The following is an 18,214-nucleotide window of genomic DNA, read 5'->3' as shown; positions in this document are numbered from 1 at the left end:
GGGGCCGCGCCCCTCGTCCGCACCTCACAGGAGACACACCCCAGATGATCGACCAGCACGGCAGCGACAGCAGCGCAGCGACGGACGCGGACCGAGCACGGGACGAGCCGATCGCCGTGATCGGCCTGTCCTGCCGGCTGCCCGGGGCCGAGGGCCCCGTCGCCTTCTGGGAGCTCCTCAGGTCGGGCCGCGACGCGATCGGTGAGGTGCCGGAGGGCCGTTGGGAGTCTCCGGCCGGCGGGCACGACGGCCCCGACGGCCCGCCGGAGCGGCGCGGCGGGTTCATCGCCGACGCCGACGCCTTCGACGCGGCCTTCTTCGGCATCTCGCCGCAGGAAGCCCTGGCGATGGACCCGCAGCAGCGGCTGATCCTCGAACTCGCCTGGGAGGCCCTCGAGGACGCCCGTATCCTCCCCGGCAGCCTCGAAGGCAGCAGCACCGGCATCTTCATCGGCGCCATCTGGGACGACTACGCCAAGCTGCTCCACTCGTACGGCGCGCCCGCCATCGGCCCGTACACCGTGACCGGCGCCCACCGCGGCATCATCGCCAACCGGGTCTCCCACGCCCTGGGCCTGCAGGGCCCGAGCCTCACCCTCGACAGCGCCCAGTCCTCCTCGCTCGTCGCGGTGCACGCGGCGTGCGCCAGCCTGCGCAGCGGAGAGTCGACCACGGCCCTGGCCGGCGGCGTCAACCTCAACCTCATACCGGAGAGCACCCTCGCCCTCGCCCGCTTGGGCGCCCTCTCCCCGGACGCCCGCTGCCACGTCTTCGACGCCCGGGCCAACGGCATCGTGCGCGGCGAGGGCGGCGGCCTCGTCGTCCTCAAGCCCCTGTCGGCCGCCCTGGCCGACGGCGACCCGGTCTACTGCGTGATCCGGGGCAGCGCCGTCAACAACGACGGTGCCACTCCGGGCCTGACCACTCCGGGCGAGGCCACCCAGAGCGCCGCACTGCGCGCCGCCTGCCGCCGGGCCGGCATCGACCCGGCCCACCTCCAGTACCTGGAGCTGCACGGCACCGGCACCCCCGTCGGCGACCCGATCGAGGCCCGGGCCGTCGGCGCCGTCACCGCCCCCGGCCGCCCGGACGAGCACCCCCTGCGCGTCGGCTCCGCGAAGACGAACGTCGGCCACCTGGAAGCCGCCGCGGGCATCGTCGGCCTGCTGAAGGTGGCCCTGAGCATCCGCCACCGGGCACTGCCGCCCAGCCTCCACTACGAGGTCCCGAACCCGGCGATCCCCCTGGACCGGCTGCGGCTGCGCGTACAGGACGAGCTCGGCCCCTGGCCGCGGGAGGACGCCCCGCTGCTCGCCGCCGTCGGCTCGCTCGGCATCGGCGGCACCAACTGCCACATGGTGCTGGCCGAGCTGCCCGCGACCGCCCCTGGGGACGCGGCGGACACGGCGGGCACGGCGGGCACGGCGGGCACGGCGGAGGGCCCGCAGCCGGAAGCGCCGCTGCCGTGGGTGCTGTCGGGCCGCACCGAAGCGGCGGTACGCGCCCAGGCCCAGCGGCTCGCCGACCACCTCGACGCCCGTCCGGCCGCCGGTGTCGCCTCCACCGGCCTCTCCCTGGCCACCACCCGGACCGCCTTCGAACACCGGGCCGCCGTCGTGGCGGGCACCCGCACGGAGCTGCTGGCGGGCCTGCGGGCCCTGGCCGGCGGACTGCCGTCCGCGCACGTCGTCACCGGTACCGTCCGGCCGGGCCGCACCGCCGTCCTGTTCGGCGGCGGCGGCAGCCAGCGCGTCGGCATGGGCCGTGAGCTGTACGCCGCCCATCCCGTCTACGCCGCCGCCTTCGACGCGGTCTGCGACGAACTCGACCGGCACCTCGACCGGCCCGTCCGCGCGCTGATCTTCGCCGAGCCGGGCAGCGCGGACGCCGCCCTGCTCGACCGTACCGACTACGCGCTGCCCGCACTGCTGGCGGTCGAGGTCGCCCTCTACCGGCTCTACGAGAGCTGGGGCGTCACCCCCGACTACGTCACCGGCCACTCCATGGGCGAGCTGGCGGCCGCGCACGTCGCCGGGGTCCTCTCCCTGCCGGACGTCTGCACCCTGGCCGCCGTCCGGGCCCGCCTCATCCAGTCCCGCGCGGGCGGCGCCATGGCCGCCGTACAGGCGGGGGAAGAGGAGGTCCTCGCGTCGTTCGAAACCCTCGGCGAGCACGTCGGCGCCGTGGCCATCGCCGGGCTCAACTCCCCGGACGGGACCGTCGTCTCGGGTGACGAGGACGCCGTGCTCGCGGTGTGCGCGTACTGGCGTGAGCAGGGCCGCAAGTGCAAGCGGCTCGCCGTCACCGTCGCCGGTCACTCGGCGCACATGGACGCCATCCTCGACGAGTTCGAGCGGACCGCGAGGACCCTCGACTACCGCGCCGCCCGCATCCCCGTGGTGTCCAACGTCACCGGCCGGATCGCCACGGACGAGCAGCTCACCGACCCCCGCTACTGGGTCCGGCACATCCGTGCCACCGTGCGGTTCGCGGACGGGGTCCGCTCCCTGCGCGACGCGGGGGTCACCACGTTCCTGGAACTCTCCCCGACCCCGGTGCTCACCCAGGCCGTCACCGCCACCCTGGAGGGTGACGGGCCCCGCCCGGCCGTCTTCCCGGCGCTCGCACGCGACGGCGGGGAGCGGCAGTCCGCGATGGCCGCCCTGGCCCGGCTGCACACGGCCGGGGTGGAGTGCGACTGGCACGCGGTGTTCCCGGCCGGTACTCCGCTGGTCTCCCTCCCGCCGTACGCGTTCCAGCGCAAGCGCTACTGGCCCGACCCGGCCGGCCGGCCCCGGGCCCAGGGCACCGGCGGCCTGCGCGCGCTCGGCACCCCGGACGGCGATGAAGCCGACGGCGCGTCGGCGGTGCTGCGCGGCCGGCTCGCCCCGCTGACCACCGCTGAGCAGGAACACGCCCTGCGGGAGCTGATCGACACCGCCGCCGCGGTGGTCCTGCAACAGGCCGGGGACGAACCGCTCGACCCGGCCGCGGCCTTCTCCGACCTCGGGTTCAGTTCCCTGCGCGCCGTCGAGCTGCGCGGCCACCTCGAAACCGCGACCGGACTGAGGCTGCCGGCGTCGCTGCTCTTCGACTACCCGACCCCCGCGGCGCTCGCCGCGCACCTGCGGGAGCAGCTGTCGGCGGACCCGGGTGCGACGGCGGCGGCGCGGCCGCAGACGATGTCGGTCGCGGCGGCGGACGACGATCCGATCGTGATCGTGGGGATGAGCTGTCGTTTCCCGGGTGACGTCGTGGATCCCGAGGGGTTGTGGCGGCTGGTCGCCGAGGGCCGGGAGGGGATCTCGGAGTTCCCGGTGAACCGTGGCTGGGACCTGGAGGGGCTCTACGATCCGGATCCGGAGCGGCGCGGTACGTCGTACACGCGGCATGGCGGGTTCCTGCATGACGCGGACCGCTTCGACGCGGAGTTCTTCGGGATCAGCCCGCGCGAGGCGCTGGCCACCGATCCGCAGCAGCGGTTGCTGCTGGAGACGGCGTGGGAGGCGTTCGAGCGCGCCGGGATCGACCCGACCGGCCTGCGCGGAAGCCAGACCGGCGTGTTCACGGGTCTGATGTCCCCGGACTACGGTCCTCGCCTGCACGAGGCCGTGGAGGACACCGACGGTTATCTCCTGACGGGCAGTTCGAACAGTGTGGCGTCGGGTCGGGTGGCTTACACGTTCGGCCTGGAAGGCCCGGCCGTCAGCGTGGACACGGCCTGCTCGTCATCGCTCGTGGCGCTGCACCTGGCGGTGCAGGCGCTGCGGCGCGGCGAGTGCACGATGGCACTGGCCGGCGGTGTGACCGTGATGTCGACCCCCGGAACCTTCGTGGAGTTCAGCCGACAGCGGGGCCTGTCCCAGGACGGCCGCTGCAAGGCCTTCTCCGACGACGCCGACGGCACCGGCTGGGGCGAAGGCGCGGGCCTGCTGTTGCTGGAGCGGCTGTCCGACGCCCGCCGCGCCGGCCGCCGCGTCCTGGCCGTCATACGAGGCAGCGCCGTCAACCAGGACGGCGCCAGCAACGGACTGACCGCACCCAACGGCCCCTCACAGCAAAGGGTGATCCGGCAAGCTCTCGCCTCGGCGGGGCTGTCGGGTGCCGACGTCGACGTCGTCGAAGCACACGGCACCGGAACCCGACTCGGTGACCCCATCGAGGCCCAGGCGCTGCTGGCCACCTACGGCCAGGACCACCACCCCGACAATCCCCTGTGGCTCGGCTCGGTCAAATCCAACATCGGCCACACACAGGCCGCCGCAGGCGTGGCCGGCGTCATCAAAATGGTGATGGCCATGCACCACGGCACCCTCCCCGCCACCCTCAACGTCTCCGAGGCATCCCGGCAGGTCGACTGGTCGGCAGGCGCCGTGAACCTCCTCACCGAAGCCCGGCCCTGGGAGACGGAAGGCCGCCCGCGCCGCGCCGCGGTATCCGGCTTCGGCATCAGCGGCACCAACGCCCACCTCATCCTCGAAGAACCCGAACCGGCGGAAACACCCCACGCCGACGACGAACCCGCCCAGCCGACCGCGGACCCCGTGTCGAGCGGCCCTGTGCTGTGGCCGCTGTCCGCCGCCGGTCCCGAGGCGCTCCGGGCTCAAGCCGCACGCCTGCGCGACCACCTCACCACCGAGGCACCCGCCGCCGACGCGGTGGCGGTCGCCCATGCCCTCGCCACCACCCGCGCGGCGCTCGGACACCGGGCCGTGGTCGTCGGCTCCGAGCGGGCCGAGTTCCTCGCCGCGCTGGACGCCTTCGCCCAGGGCGACAGCCCGGCGGCCGTACGGACCGGCGTGGCCCGCCCCTCCGGGCGTCTGGCGGTGTTGTTCGCGGGGCAGGGCTCCCAGCGGGTGGGCATGGGCCGCGAACTGTACGCATCACACCCCGTGTTCGCCGAAGCGTTCGACGAGGTCTGCACCGCGTTCGACCCGCTCCTGGGACGCCCCCTGGCAGAGATCGTGTTCGCCGACAAGGACACACCCCAGGCCGCCCTCCTGGACGAAACACGCTTCGCCCAACCCGCGATCTTCGCCACCGAAGTAGCCCTCTACCGACTCCTCCAGACCTGGGGAGTCCGACCCGACTTCCTCGCCGGACACTCCATCGGCGAAATCACCGCCGCCTACCTCGCCGGCGTATGGACCCTCACCGACGCCTGCACCCTCGTCGAAGCACGCGGCCGACTCATGCAATCCGCCCAGCACACGGGCGCGATGGCATCCCTCCAAGCACCCGAAACCGAAGTCCGCGCCACACTCCCCCCCGGAGTCGACATCGCGGCCGTCAACGCCCCCGACGCCACAGTCATCTCCGGCGACGCCGAAGCCGTGGACACCCTCATCACCACCTGGAAGAACCGCGGCCGCAAGGCAACCCGCCTCCGCGTCAGCCACGCCTTCCACTCCGCACACATGGACCAGATACTCGACGCCTTCCACCACACCGTCGAGACACTCCAATTCCACCCCGCCCAACTCCCCCTCATCTCCAACATCACCGGAACCCTCACCACCGACCAGGAACTCGCCGACCCCACCTACTGGACACGCCACATCCGCGAAGCCGTCCGCTTCGCCGACGGAATCCACACCCTCCGCACCCACGGCACCACCACCTTCCTGGAGGTCGGGTTCGACGCCGTCCTGACCCCGGCCGTCGCCGCGACCCTCGGCGACGACGAGCAGGTGCGGGCCATCCCGGCCGTACGGCGCCAGGGCGGCGAGGCCGCGTCCGTCGCGGCGGCACTGGCCGACGCCTTCGTGTGCGGCGCGCTCACCCCCGACTGGGACGCCGTCCTGGGTACCGGCGATGCCGGCGCCCTCCGTCCCCGCCCCCTCGCCCTGCCGACGTATGCCTTCCAGGGCGAGCGGTACTGGCTGGAGGCCGCCGCCCCGGCCGGCGACCTGGGCCGTCTCGGCCTCGACAGCGGCGCCGACCACCCGCTGCTGGCCGCCGCCGTCGAACTCGGCGACGACCAGGGGCTGCTCCTCACCGGTCGGCTGTCGCTGCGCACCCACCCGTGGCTCGCCGACCACGCGGTCGGCGACCAGGTGCTGCTGCCGGGCACCGCCTTCGTCGAGCTGGCCCTGCACGCCGGCGACCGGGCGGGCTTCCCCGTACTCGACGAGCTCACGCTCGAGTCGCCCCTGTTCCTTCCCGCGCAGGGAGCCGTACAGCTCCAGGTCGCCGTCAAGGCGCCGGAGGCCGACGGCCGGTGCGCGGTGACCGTCCTCTCCCGGCCGCACCGGACCCACGGTGCCGCCGACGGTGACGCACCGTGGACCCGGCACGCCTCGGGACTGCTGGCCGCCGAACCGTCCCGGCCGCAGCCCGCACCGCAGCAGGCGGAGGCGTGGCCTCCGGCCGGTGCCGAGGCCGTGGACATGGAGGGCGCGTACGCGGCGCTGGCCGGGCTCGGGTACGCCTACGGACCCGTGTTCCAGGGTCTGACCGGCATGTGGCGCAAGGGCGGTGAGCTCTTCGCCGAGGTGCGGCTTCCCGAGGAAGCCGTGCGCGACGCCGGCGCGTTCGGGCTGCACCCGGCGCTGCTCGACGCCGCCCTGCACCCGCTCGTGCTGGCGGACGCCGCGGCGGGCGAGACCGTGGCGCCCCGCGTCCCCTTCTCGTTCTCGGGCGTACGGCTGCACGCGGTCGGCGCCGACATGCTGCGGGTACGGATCTCCCGGGCCGGCGACGGCACTGCCGCGCTGAGCCTCACCGACGGCAGCGGTGCCCCGGTGGCCCGGATCACCGAGCTGCTGCTCCGTCCGATGGACCTGGGCGCCACCAGGCCCGGCGGCGGGACGCTGCTGGCCGTGGAGTGGCAGCCGCTCCGGCTCGAGGCGGCGGCCACCGCGCAGAGCCCCCGTTTCGCGGTCCACGAGGTCGTCGCCGGGCAACCGGTCCAGGACGCCGGCGCTCTGGCGCTCTCCCGGATCCACGCATGGCTGGCGGAAACGGAGGAGGGCGTACTCGTCGTCCGTACCCGCTCCGCGGACACCGACCCGGCGGGCGCGGCCGTCCGCGGACTCGTCCGCACGGCGCAGACCGAGCACCCCGGCCGGTTCGTCCTGCTGGACGCCGACGGTGGTGACATCCCATGGGACCTGGTCGCCGCCGCGGTGGAGTCCGGCGAGTCCCAGCTGTCGCTGCGCGACGGGCAGTTGTGCGCAGCCCGACTGGGCCCGGTCGCGGGCGACAGTGCTGCTGCCGGGCGTCCGGTCTTCCGCGCCGGGGGCACGGTGCTGGTCACCGGCGGTACCGGCACGCTGGGCATGCTGGTGGCGCGGCACCTGGTCACCGAGCACGGCGTGCGGAACCTGCTGCTGGTCTCGCGCCGCGGCCCCGCCGCCGACGGCGCCCACGAGCTGACCGCCGAACTCCAGGCGCTCGGCGCCCGCGTCGACATCGCGGCCTGCGACATCGCAGACCGGACCGCACTGGCCGGGCTGCTGGACGGCATCCCGAAGGACCGCCCCCTGTCCGCCGTGGTCCACACCGCCGGCGTACTCGACGACGGCATTCTGGAGGCCATGACGGCGGAGCGGCTGGCCGCGGTCTTCGCACCGAAGGTCGACGCGGCCCGGCACCTGCACGAGCTGACGCGTGACCTGGACCTGGACGCCTTCCTCCTCTTCTCCTCCGTGGCGGGCACCCTGGGCACTGCAGGGCAGGCCAACTACGCGGCGGCCAACGCCTGCCTGGACGCGCTGGCCACCGAGCGCCGTGCTGCCGGGCTTCCCGCGATCTCCCTGGCCTGGGGCCTGTGGGCGGAAGCCGGCGGTATGACCGTCGAGATGGCCGACGCCGATCTCGCCCGGATGCGCCGCGCCGGCATCGCGCCGATGTCGAACGCCGAGGGACTGGCCTTCCTCGACACCGCCCTCGCCGGGACCGCCCCGGCCGTCGTCGCGGCCGGCCTCGACCTGGCCCAGCTCCGCGGCCGGGCCGCGGCGGGCACCCTGCCCGCTCTGTTCCGCCGACTGGTCCGGGTCCCGGCCCGCCGCCGCACCGCGGGACAGGACGCGGACGGCTCGTGGGCCGCGCGGCTGCGAGCCATGCCCGCCGCCGAGCGCGAGCAGACCGCACTCGCCCTCGTACGGGCGCAGGCCGCCGCCGTGCTCGGGCACTCGGGCACCCGGGCCGTGCCCGCCGACCGGGCATTCAGCGAGCTGGGCTTCGACTCGCTGACCGCGGTCGAGCTGCGCAACCGGCTCAACCAGGCGACGGGGCTGCGGCTGCCGGCGTCGCTGCTCTTCGACTACCCGACCGCGAGCGCTCTGGCGGCGCACCTGCGGGCCGAGGTACTCGGCACCGACGGGCCCGGCGTCGACGTGCCCGGGACCGACGGCACATCGACTGGCGCCGATGTCCTCCCCGTCGACGACGATCCGATCGTGATCGTGGGGATGAGCTGTCGTTTCCCGGGTGACGTCGTGGATCCCGAGGGCTTGTGGCGGCTGGTCGCCGAGGGCCGGGAGGGGATCTCGGAGTTCCCGGTGAACCGTGGCTGGGATCTGGAGGGGCTCTACGATCCGGATCCGGAGCGGCGCGGTACGTCGTACACGCGGCACGGCGGGTTCCTGCATGACGCCGACCGCTTCGACGCGGAGTTCTTCGGGATCAGCCCGCGCGAGGCGCTGGCCACCGATCCGCAGCAGCGGTTGCTGCTGGAGACGGCGTGGGAGGCGTTCGAGCGTGCCGGGATCGACCCGACCGGCCTGCGCGGAAGCCAGACCGGCGTGTTCGCCGGCGTCATGTACCACGACTACGCCTCGCGGCTCCAGCCCATTCCGGAGGGATACGAAGGCCTGCTGCTCACCGGCAACACCGGCAGTGTGGCGTCGGGTCGGGTGGCGTACACGTTCGGCCTGGAAGGCCCGGCGGTGAGCGTGGACACGGCTTGCTCGTCGTCGCTGGTGGCGCTGCACCTGGCCGTGCAGGCACTGCGGCGCGGCGAGTGCACGATGGCGCTCGCCGGCGGTGTGACCGTGATGTCGACCCCCGGAACCTTCGTGGAGTTCAGCCGGCAGCGGGGTCTGTCCCAGGATGGCCGCTGCAAGGCCTTCTCCGACGACGCCGACGGCACCGGCTGGGGCGAAGGCGCGGGCCTGCTGTTGCTGGAGCGGCTGTCCGACGCCCGCCGCGCCGGCCGCCGCGTCCTGGCCGTCATACGAGGCAGCGCCGTCAACCAGGACGGCGCCAGCAACGGACTGACCGCACCCAACGGCCCCTCACAGCAAAGGGTGATCCGCCAGGCCCTGGCCTCCGCCGGACTCACCGGCGCCGACGTCGACGTCGTCGAAGCACACGGCACCGGAACCCGACTCGGCGACCCCATCGAGGCCCAGGCGCTGCTGGCCACCTACGGCCAGGACCACCAGCCGGAAAACCCCCTGTGGCTCGGCTCGGTCAAATCCAACATCGGCCACACCCAAGCCGCCGCAGGCGTGGCCGGCGTCATCAAAATGGTGATGGCCATGCACCACGGCACCCTCCCCGCCACCCTCAACGTCTCCGAGGCTTCCCGCCAGGTGGACTGGTCGGCAGGCGCCGTGAACCTCCTCACCGAAGCCCGGCCCTGGGAAACGGAAGGCCGCCCACGCCGCGCCGCGGTATCCGGCTTCGGCATCAGCGGCACCAACGCCCACCTCATCCTCGAAGAACCCGAACCGGCGGAAACACCCCACACCGACAGCACCGTTCACGAGGGCAGCAGCCCCTGCCTGCCCCCGTTGGTCCTCTCCGCCCGTGCCGAGCAGCCCCTGCGGGACATCGCCGCGCGGTTGAGCGAGGTGCTCGCCCCCATCGCTGTGGACACCACCGCTGTGGACACCGCCGACGTGGCCTGGTCCCTGCTGACCACCCGCGCCGTCCTCGACCACCGGGCCGTCGTCACCGCCACCGGCCGTGACGACGTACGGGAGGCCTTGGACGCCCTCGCCGCCGGACGGCCCGACCCGCGCGTGGTCACGGGCCTCGCCGCCTCCGGCGGTCTCGGGGACACCGTGTTCGTCTTCCCCGGCCAGGGGTCCCAGTGGACCGGCATGGCCCTCGAACTCCTGGAGAGCTCACCCGTCTTCCGAGACCGGATGGCCGAATGCGCCGAGGCGCTCGCCGAGTTCACGGACTGGTCCCTGCTGGACGTCCTGCGCGGTGCGCCCGGTGCGCCCGGCTACGACCGGGTGGACGTCGTCCAGCCCGTCCTGTTCGCCGTCATGGTGTCGCTCGCCGCGCTCTGGGAGTCGTACGGCGTCCGCCCGGCCGCGGTCGTCGGGCACTCGCAGGGCGAGATCGCGGCGGCCGCCGTGGCGGGGGCGCTCAGCCTCCAGGACGCGGCTCGTGTCGTCGCCCTGCGCAGCCGCGCCCTCGGTGCGCTCGCGGGCACCGGCGGCATGGTGTCGGTGCCCCTGCCGTACGAGGAGACGGACCGCCGCATCGCGGCCTGGGCCGGCCGGCTCTCGGTCGCCACCGTCAACGGGCCCGGCTCGTGCGTGGTCTCCGGGGACCCGGACGCACTGGACGAACTGCTCGCCGCCTGCGCGGCCGAGGAGATCCGGGCCCGGCGCATCCCGGTCGACTACGCCTCCCACTCCGCGCACGTCGAGGCCATCGAGGAGGAGCTGCTCACCCTGTTGGCGCCCGTCGCACCCCGTGCCTCGCGCGTCCCCTTCTATTCGGCCGTCACCGGTGACGTGCTGGACACCGAGGAACTCGACGCCGCGTACTGGTACCGCAACCTGCGCGCCACCGTGCGCTTCGACGTGGCCACCCGGACCCTGCTAGAGCACGGCCACGGCGCGTTCATCGAGGTCAGCCCCCACCCGGTGCTGACCACCGCCGTCCAGGACTCCATCGCGGCGTCGGCGGCCCCGGGGACCGAGGCGGTGGCGCTGGGCACCCTGCGCCGCGACGAGGGCGGGCTCGAGCGCTTCCACGCCTCCGCCGCCGCCGGATACACCGCCGGGTTGGAGGTGGACTGGAAGGCCGCCTTCGACGGCGAGGGCGCCACCCGCCCCCGCCGCCACATCGACCTGCCCACCTATCCCTTCCAGCACGTCTCGTACTGGCTCGACGCGACGGCTCCGGCCGGCGACATGAACACCGCCGGCCTGCGCAGCGCCGACCACGCGCTCCTGGCGGCCGCCGTCGAGTTCGGTGACGGACGCGGACTGCTGCTCTCCGGCCGGCTGTCGCTGCGCACCCACCCGTGGCTCGCCGACCACGCCGTCAGCGGCACCGTGCTGCTGCCCGGCACCGCCTTCGTCGAACTCGCCCTGCGGGCTGCGCGCGAGGCCGGGTGCGCCCATGTGGAGGAGCTCGTCATCGAGGCGCCGATGGTGTTCGCGGAAGGCACCGCCCTGCGCCTCCAGGTCTCCGTCGGCGAACCGGCCGCGGACGGCCGGCGCAGCGTGACGGTCCTGTCCCGGACCGATGACGACGACCCGCAGGGCACCTGGGTCCGGCACGCCACCGGCACGCTGAGCACCGCGCCGGCGCCTGCCGCCCCCCTGCCGGAGGCATGGCCGCCGCCGGGCGCGGTCCCGGTGGACCTCGAAGGCGCGTACGAGCGGCTCGCCGCCCAGGGCTACGAGTACGGACCCGCCTTCCAGGGCCTGCGGGCCCTGTGGCGCGGCGACGACGGAACCGACGTGTACGCCGAAGTCGCCCTCGCGCCCGAGGAGAGCGCCGGAGCCGACGCGTTCGGTCTGCATCCGGCTCTGCTGGACGCGGCCCTCCACCCGGTGGTGCTCGGCGCGCTGGGCGCGACCGAGGAAGGCGCGCTGCCGTTCTCGTGGAACGGGGTCACCCTGCACGCCGAAGGCGCCCAGGCGCTCCGCGTGCGACTGCGTACGGTCGGCCGCGACGAGATCGCCGTCTCGGTCGCCGACGCGCTCGGCGGCCCGGTCGCCGACGTGGGTGCGCTGAGCCTGCGCGTGGTCGACAAGGACCGGCTGCGCGCGGCCGGGACCCGGCAGGTGCCGCTGCTGCGGATGGACTGGCAGCCGTACGAGGTTCCCGCGGGCTCGGCCACCGGCGCCGGCCACCGGGTATGGGAGCCGGCGGACGGCTCCGGCGAGGTCCGCGAGGTGCTCGCCGGGGTGCTGGCGCGGCTGCAGTCACACGCCGCCGGCGACACGACGGAGCCTCTGGTCGTGGTGACCCGGCAGGCCGTGGCCGCTGCCGGCACGGCCGCGCCGGATCCGGTTGCGGCGGCCGTCTGGGGGTTGGTCCGCACGGCGCAGACCGAGCACCCCGGCCGGTTCCTCCTGCTCGACCTGGAGAGGGACGCCGAGCTGCCCGTGGTGGCGGAGACCGGCACCGAGACGCAGTTCGCCGTACGGGGAGGGCAGTGGTTCCTGCCGAGGCTGGTCCCGGTCGCGGGCGACAGTGCTGCTGCCGGGCGTCCGGTCTTCCGCGCCGGGGGCACGGTGCTGGTCACCGGCGGTACCGGCACGCTGGGCATGCTGGTGGCACGGCACCTGGTCACCGAGCACGGCGTGCGGAACCTGCTGCTGGTGTCACGCCGCGGCCCCGCCGCCGACGGCGCCCACGAGCTGACCGCCGAACTCGAAGCACTCGGCGCCCGCGTCGACATCGCGGCCTGCGACATCGCAGACCGGACCGCGCTGGCCGGGCTGCTGGACGGCATCCCGCAGGACCACCCCCTGTCCGCCGTGATCCACACCGCCGGCGTACTCGACGACGGCACCCTGGAGACCATGACGGCGGAGCGACTGACCACCGTCTTCGCCCCCAAGGCCGACGCGGCCCGGCACCTGCACGAGCTGACGCGGGACCTGGACCTGGACGCCTTCGTCCTGTTCTCCTCGTACGCCGGCATCATCGGCAACGCGGGACAGGCCAACTACGCCGCAGCCAACACCTACCTCGACGCACTCGCCGAACACCGCCACACACTCGGCCTGCCCGCCACCTCCATCGCCTGGGGCCTGTGGGCGGACAGCAGCGGCATGACCGGCGAACTCACCGCCGCCGACCTGGCCCGCCTCGGTCGCTCCGGCATCGCGCCGCTCGCCGCCGACCAGGGGCTCGCCCTGTTCGACGCCGCCCTCGCCGGGACCGCCCCGCTCCTGGTCGCGGCCCGCCTCGACCTGGCCGCCCTGGCCCGGAGCGGCGGGCCGGTCCCGAGCACGCTGCGAGGTCTCGTACGGCCCACCGCGCGGCGGGCCGCGACCGCCGCCACGGGGACCGGTGACTCCGCCGGCGGCGGGCTCGCCGACCGCGTGCGCGCTCTGGCGGCCGATGAGCGCCGGCGGCTGGTCACCGAACTCGTGGCGGCCGAGGTGGCCGCCGTACTCGGGCACACCGACCCTCGCGCCGTACCGGTGGACCGTCCCTTCACGGAGCTGGGCTTCGACTCGCTGACCGCGGTCGAGCTGCGCAACCGGCTGAACCGGGCGACCGGGCTCAAGCTGCCGGCGTCGCTGGTGTTCGACCACCCGACCGTCGCCGTGCTCGCCACACACCTCACCCGTGAGCTCGCGGGTGAGGACGAGGGGACGGGGACCGAAGCGGGCGCGAGCGCGCCGACGGCGGTGTCGGCCGTCCTCACCGACGACGAACCGATCGCGATCGTCGGGATCGGCTGCCGCTTCCCGGGAGGAGTCACCGACCCCGAGGGGTTGTGGCGGCTGGTCGCCGAAGGCCGCGACGCCATCGGGGACTTCCCCGACGGCCGCGACTGGGACCTGGACGCCCTGTTCGACGCCGATCCGGAGCAGCGGGGGACGTCGTACACACGGCGCGGTGGCTTCCTCTACGACGCGGACCGCTTCGACGCGGAGTTCTTCGGGATGAGTCCGCGCGAGGCGCTGGCCACCGATCCGCAGCAGCGGTTGCTGCTGGAGACGGCGTGGGAGGCGTTCGAGCGGGCGGGGGTCGACCCGGCCGGCCTGCGCGGAAGCCAGACCGGTGTGTTCGCCGGCGTCATGTACAACGACTACGCCTCACGCATCAAGCGGGCGCCCCGGGACCTGGAGGGCTACCTGGTCAACGGTAGTTCGAACAGTGTGGCGTCGGGTCGGGTGGCGTACACGTTCGGCCTGGAGGGGCCAGCGGTGAGCGTGGACACGGCGTGCTCGTCGTCGCTGGTGGCGTTGCACCTGGCGGTGCAGGCGCTGCGGCGCGGCGAGTGTGGGATGGCGCTGGCCGGTGGTGTGACGGTGATGTCGACCCCGGCGACGTTCGTGGAGTTCAGCCGGCAGCGGGGTCTGTCCGAGGACGGCCGCTGCAAGGCCTTCTCGGACGACGCGGACGGCACGGGTTTCGCGGAGGGTGCGGGGCTGCTGCTGCTGGAGCGGCTGTCCGACGCCCGCCGCGCCGGGCGCCGCGTTCTGGCCGTCATACGAGGCAGCGCCGTCAACCAGGACGGCGCCAGCAACGGACTGACCGCACCCAACGGCCCCTCGCAGCAAAGGGTGATCCGCCAGGCCCTGGCCTCCGCCGGACTCACCGGCGCCGACGTCGACGTCGTCGAAGCACACGGCACCGGGACCCGGCTCGGTGACCCCATCGAGGCCCAGGCGCTGCTGGCCACCTACGGCCAGGACCACCAGCCGGAAAACCCCCTGTGGCTCGGCTCGGTCAAGTCCAACATCGGCCACACACAGGCCGCCGCAGGCGTGGCCGGGGTCATCAAAATGGTGATGGCCATGCACCACGGCACCCTCCCCGCCACCCTCAACGTCACTGAGGCTTCCCGGCAGGTGGACTGGTCGGCAGGCGCCGTGAACCTGCTGACCGAAGCCCGGCCCTGGGAGACGGAAGGCCGCCCACGCCGCGCCGCGGTATCCGGCTTCGGCATCAGCGGCACCAACGCCCACCTGATCCTCGAAGAACCCGAACCGCACGCCGGCGACGAACCCGCCCAGCCGACCGCGCACCCGATCCCGGTCCCGGTCCCGGTCCCGTGGGTGCTCTCCGCCCCCACCGGCGCCGCACTCCGCGCCCAGGCGGAGGCCCTCGTCGCACACGTCGAGGCCGACCCGGCAGCCGCTGTCCCGGCCGCGACCGGCCTGGCTCTGGCCACCGGCCGCACCGCCTTCAGCCACCGCGCGGCCGTGGTGGGCCGCGATCAGGAGGAGTTCCTGACCGGACTGCGGGCCCTGGCCGAAGGCCGGGCGGTGCCGTCCGTCGTCCAGGGCAGGCCCGTCAACGGGTCCCGTCTGGCGGTGTTGTTCGCGGGGCAGGGCTCCCAGCGGGTGGGCATGGGCCGCGAACTGTACGCATCACACCCCGTGTTCGCCGAAGCCTTCGACGAGATCTGCACCGCGTTCGACCCGCTCCTGGGACGCCCCCTGGCAGAGATCGTGTTCGCCGACAAGGACACACCCCAGGCCGCCCTCCTGGACGAAACACGCTTCGCCCAACCCGCGATCTTCGCCACCGAAGTAGCCCTCTACCGACTCCTCCAGACCTGGGGAGTCCGACCCGACTTCCTCGCCGGACACTCCATCGGCGAAATCACCGCCGCCTACCTCGCCGGCGTATGGACCCTCACCGACGCCTGCACCCTCGTCGAAGCACGCGGCCGACTCATGCAATCCGCCCAGCACACGGGCGCGATGGCATCCCTCCAAGCACCCGAAACCGAAGTCCGCGCCACACTCCCCCCCGGAGTCGACATCGCGGCCGTCAACGCACCCGACGCCACAGTCATCTCCGGCGACGCCGAAGCCGTGGACACCCTCATCACCACCTGGAAGAACCGCGGCCGCAAGGCAACCCGCCTCCGCGTCAGCCACGCCTTCCACTCCGCACACATGGACCAGATACTCGACGCCTTCCACCACACCGTCGAAACACTCCAATTCCACCCCGCCCAACTCCCCCTCATCTCCAACATCACCGGAACCCTCACCACCGACCACGAACTCGCCGACCCCACCTACTGGACACGCCACATCCGCGAAGCCGTCCGCTTCGCCGACGGAATCCACACCCTCCGCACCCACGGCACCACCACCTTCCTGGAGGTGTCACCGGCCGCCGTACTCTCGCCCGCCGTGGAACGGGTCCTCGACGAGGCGGCGGAGGACCGCCCGGCCGTGGCCGTCGCGGTTCCGGACCCGGCCGCGTTGGCCGCGGCGGTGGGCCGGATGTACGTGACCGGAGCCGCCGAGCTCGACTGGGCGGCGCTGTTCCCGCCGGGAACACGGCCGGCGCCCGTGCCCACGTACGCCTTCCAACGACAGCGCTACTGGCTCTCCCCGTCGCCCGAGGAGCACTCGGCTCCGGCCCTGCCGGGGGCCGGGCACCACCCGGTGCTCGGCGCCGGCCTGGAGTTGGCGGACGGCAGCACGGTCCACACGGCCCGGCTGTCCGCCGCCACCCACGCGGAACTGGTGGACCAGGAGCTGGCCGCGGGTGGCGTGCTGCTGGACGGCATTCCCCTGGTGCTCACCCGGCACGCCCCGCTGCGCCTGCCCGCCGACGACGCCGTGGACGTACAGCTCGCTCTCGCCCGCCCCGATGCGCGCGGGCACCGCGCGGCCGTCCTGCACTCCCGCCCCGTGGCGGCGGGTGCACGGCCCGGGCCGTGGCGGCGCCATGCCGAAGCGGTGCTTCCGGCCGTGGTCGGCTGTGCGCCCGCCGCCGCGCTGTACAGGGTGGATCACATCGCCCTGCCGTCCGGTGCGTCGGCACCGGAGCCGGCCCCGATCGACCCGGGGGACGTCCTGTTCACCGTGCCCTCCGGAGCCGGACCGCGGGAAGCGGCCGCGGAGACGTTGGCACGGATCCAGCGGCTGGCGGCCGAGGAGGACCCGGCCGTACGACGTCTCGTCGTGGTCACCTCCCGCGCGGTCACGGTCGACGGAGAGCCGCTCACCGCCGGTCCCGACGCTGCCGCCGCCCGCGGACTGGTCCGTTCCGCGCAGTCCGAACTGCCGGGCCGGCTGGTCCTGCTGGACACCGACGGCAGCGACGCCTCGACGGCAGCCGTGCCCGCGGCACTGGCGACCGGGGAACCGGAGCTCGTGCTGCGTGCCGGGACGGTGTACGTGCCTCGCCTGGTCCAGGCCGGTCCCGCCGATCCCGCCGGTCCCGCCGCGGCCGCCCGGCCGGTGCTGCACCCGCAGGGCACGGTGCTGGTCACCGGCGGTACCGGGGCGCTGGGCATGCTGGTAGCACGGCACCTGGTCACCGAGCACGGCGTGCGGAACCTGCTGCTGGTATCACGCCGCGGCCCCGCCGCCGACGGCGCCCCCGAGCTGACCGCCGAACTCGAAGCACTCGGCGCCCGCGTCGACATCGCAGCCAGCGACATCGCAGACCGGACCGCGATAGCCGGGCTACTGGACGGCATCCCGACGGACCACCCCCTGTCCGCCGTGATCCACACCGCCGGCGTACTCGACGACGGCACCCTGGAGACCATGACGGCGGAGCGACTGACCACCGTCTTCGCCCCCAAAGCCGACGCAGCCCGGCACCTGCACGACCTGACGCGGGACCTGGACCTGGACGCCTTCGTCCTCTTCTCCTCGTACGCCGGCATCATCGGCAACGCGGGACAGGGCAACTACGCCGCAGCCAACACCTACCTCGACGCACTCGCCGAACACCGCCACACCCTCGGCCTGCCCGCCACCTCCATCGCCTGGGGCCTGTGGGAGGGGGACGGCATGGGCGGCAGCCTCGCTGCCGGCGATCGGAGCCGGATGGACCGGTCCGGCGTACGGGCGATGCCCGCCACGGCGGCCCTCGGTCTGCTCGACGCCGCACTGACCGGGGCGGATCCCGCCCTGGTCGCCGTGGACCTGGACGGGGCGGCACTGGCGGAGCGGGCGGCGTCGGGAGCACTGCCGGCGATCCTCTCCGCGCTCCCGGCGGGCGCCTCGGACCAGGCCGGGTCCGAGGACGCCGCTGCCGAACCGGTGGTGCTGGACGCCGAGCAGGCGTACGCGCTGGTGCTGCGCACCGTCGCCGAGGTCCTCGGTTACGACGATCCGGACGAGGTGGAGGTCGAGGAGGAACTGCTCGATCTGGGCTTCGACTCGCTGATGGCGGTCGACCTGCGCAACCGGCTCACGACCGAGACGGGGCTGGTCCTGCCCAGTTCGCTGGTGTTCGACTTCCCGACGATCCGCAAACTGGCGGACCACCTCGCGGAGCAGCTGGCCCCGCGCACCGACGCCTAAGGCAGGACGCTCCTTTGCGGATGCTCCCCAGACGAACAGGGGGC

1 protein-coding gene is annotated in these 18,214 nt (G+C 73.9%); it reads left to right on the top strand.

The genetic code is table 11. The features are described from left to right. Window positions 1-44: 44 nt before the first annotated feature. Window positions 45-18,170: an SDR family NAD(P)-dependent oxidoreductase gene (locus ACZ42X_RS29450; RefSeq protein ID WP_468296258.1), complete on the top strand. Its 18,126-nt coding sequence runs from the start codon at window positions 45-47 to the stop codon at window positions 18,168-18,170. Window positions 18,171-18,214 lie beyond the last annotated feature (44 nt).

This window comes from Streptomyces sp. NPDC030862, assembly GCF_055571835.1.
Note: the sequence above shows the minus strand (reverse complement) of the source record. Positions and strands in the feature narration are given on the sequence as shown.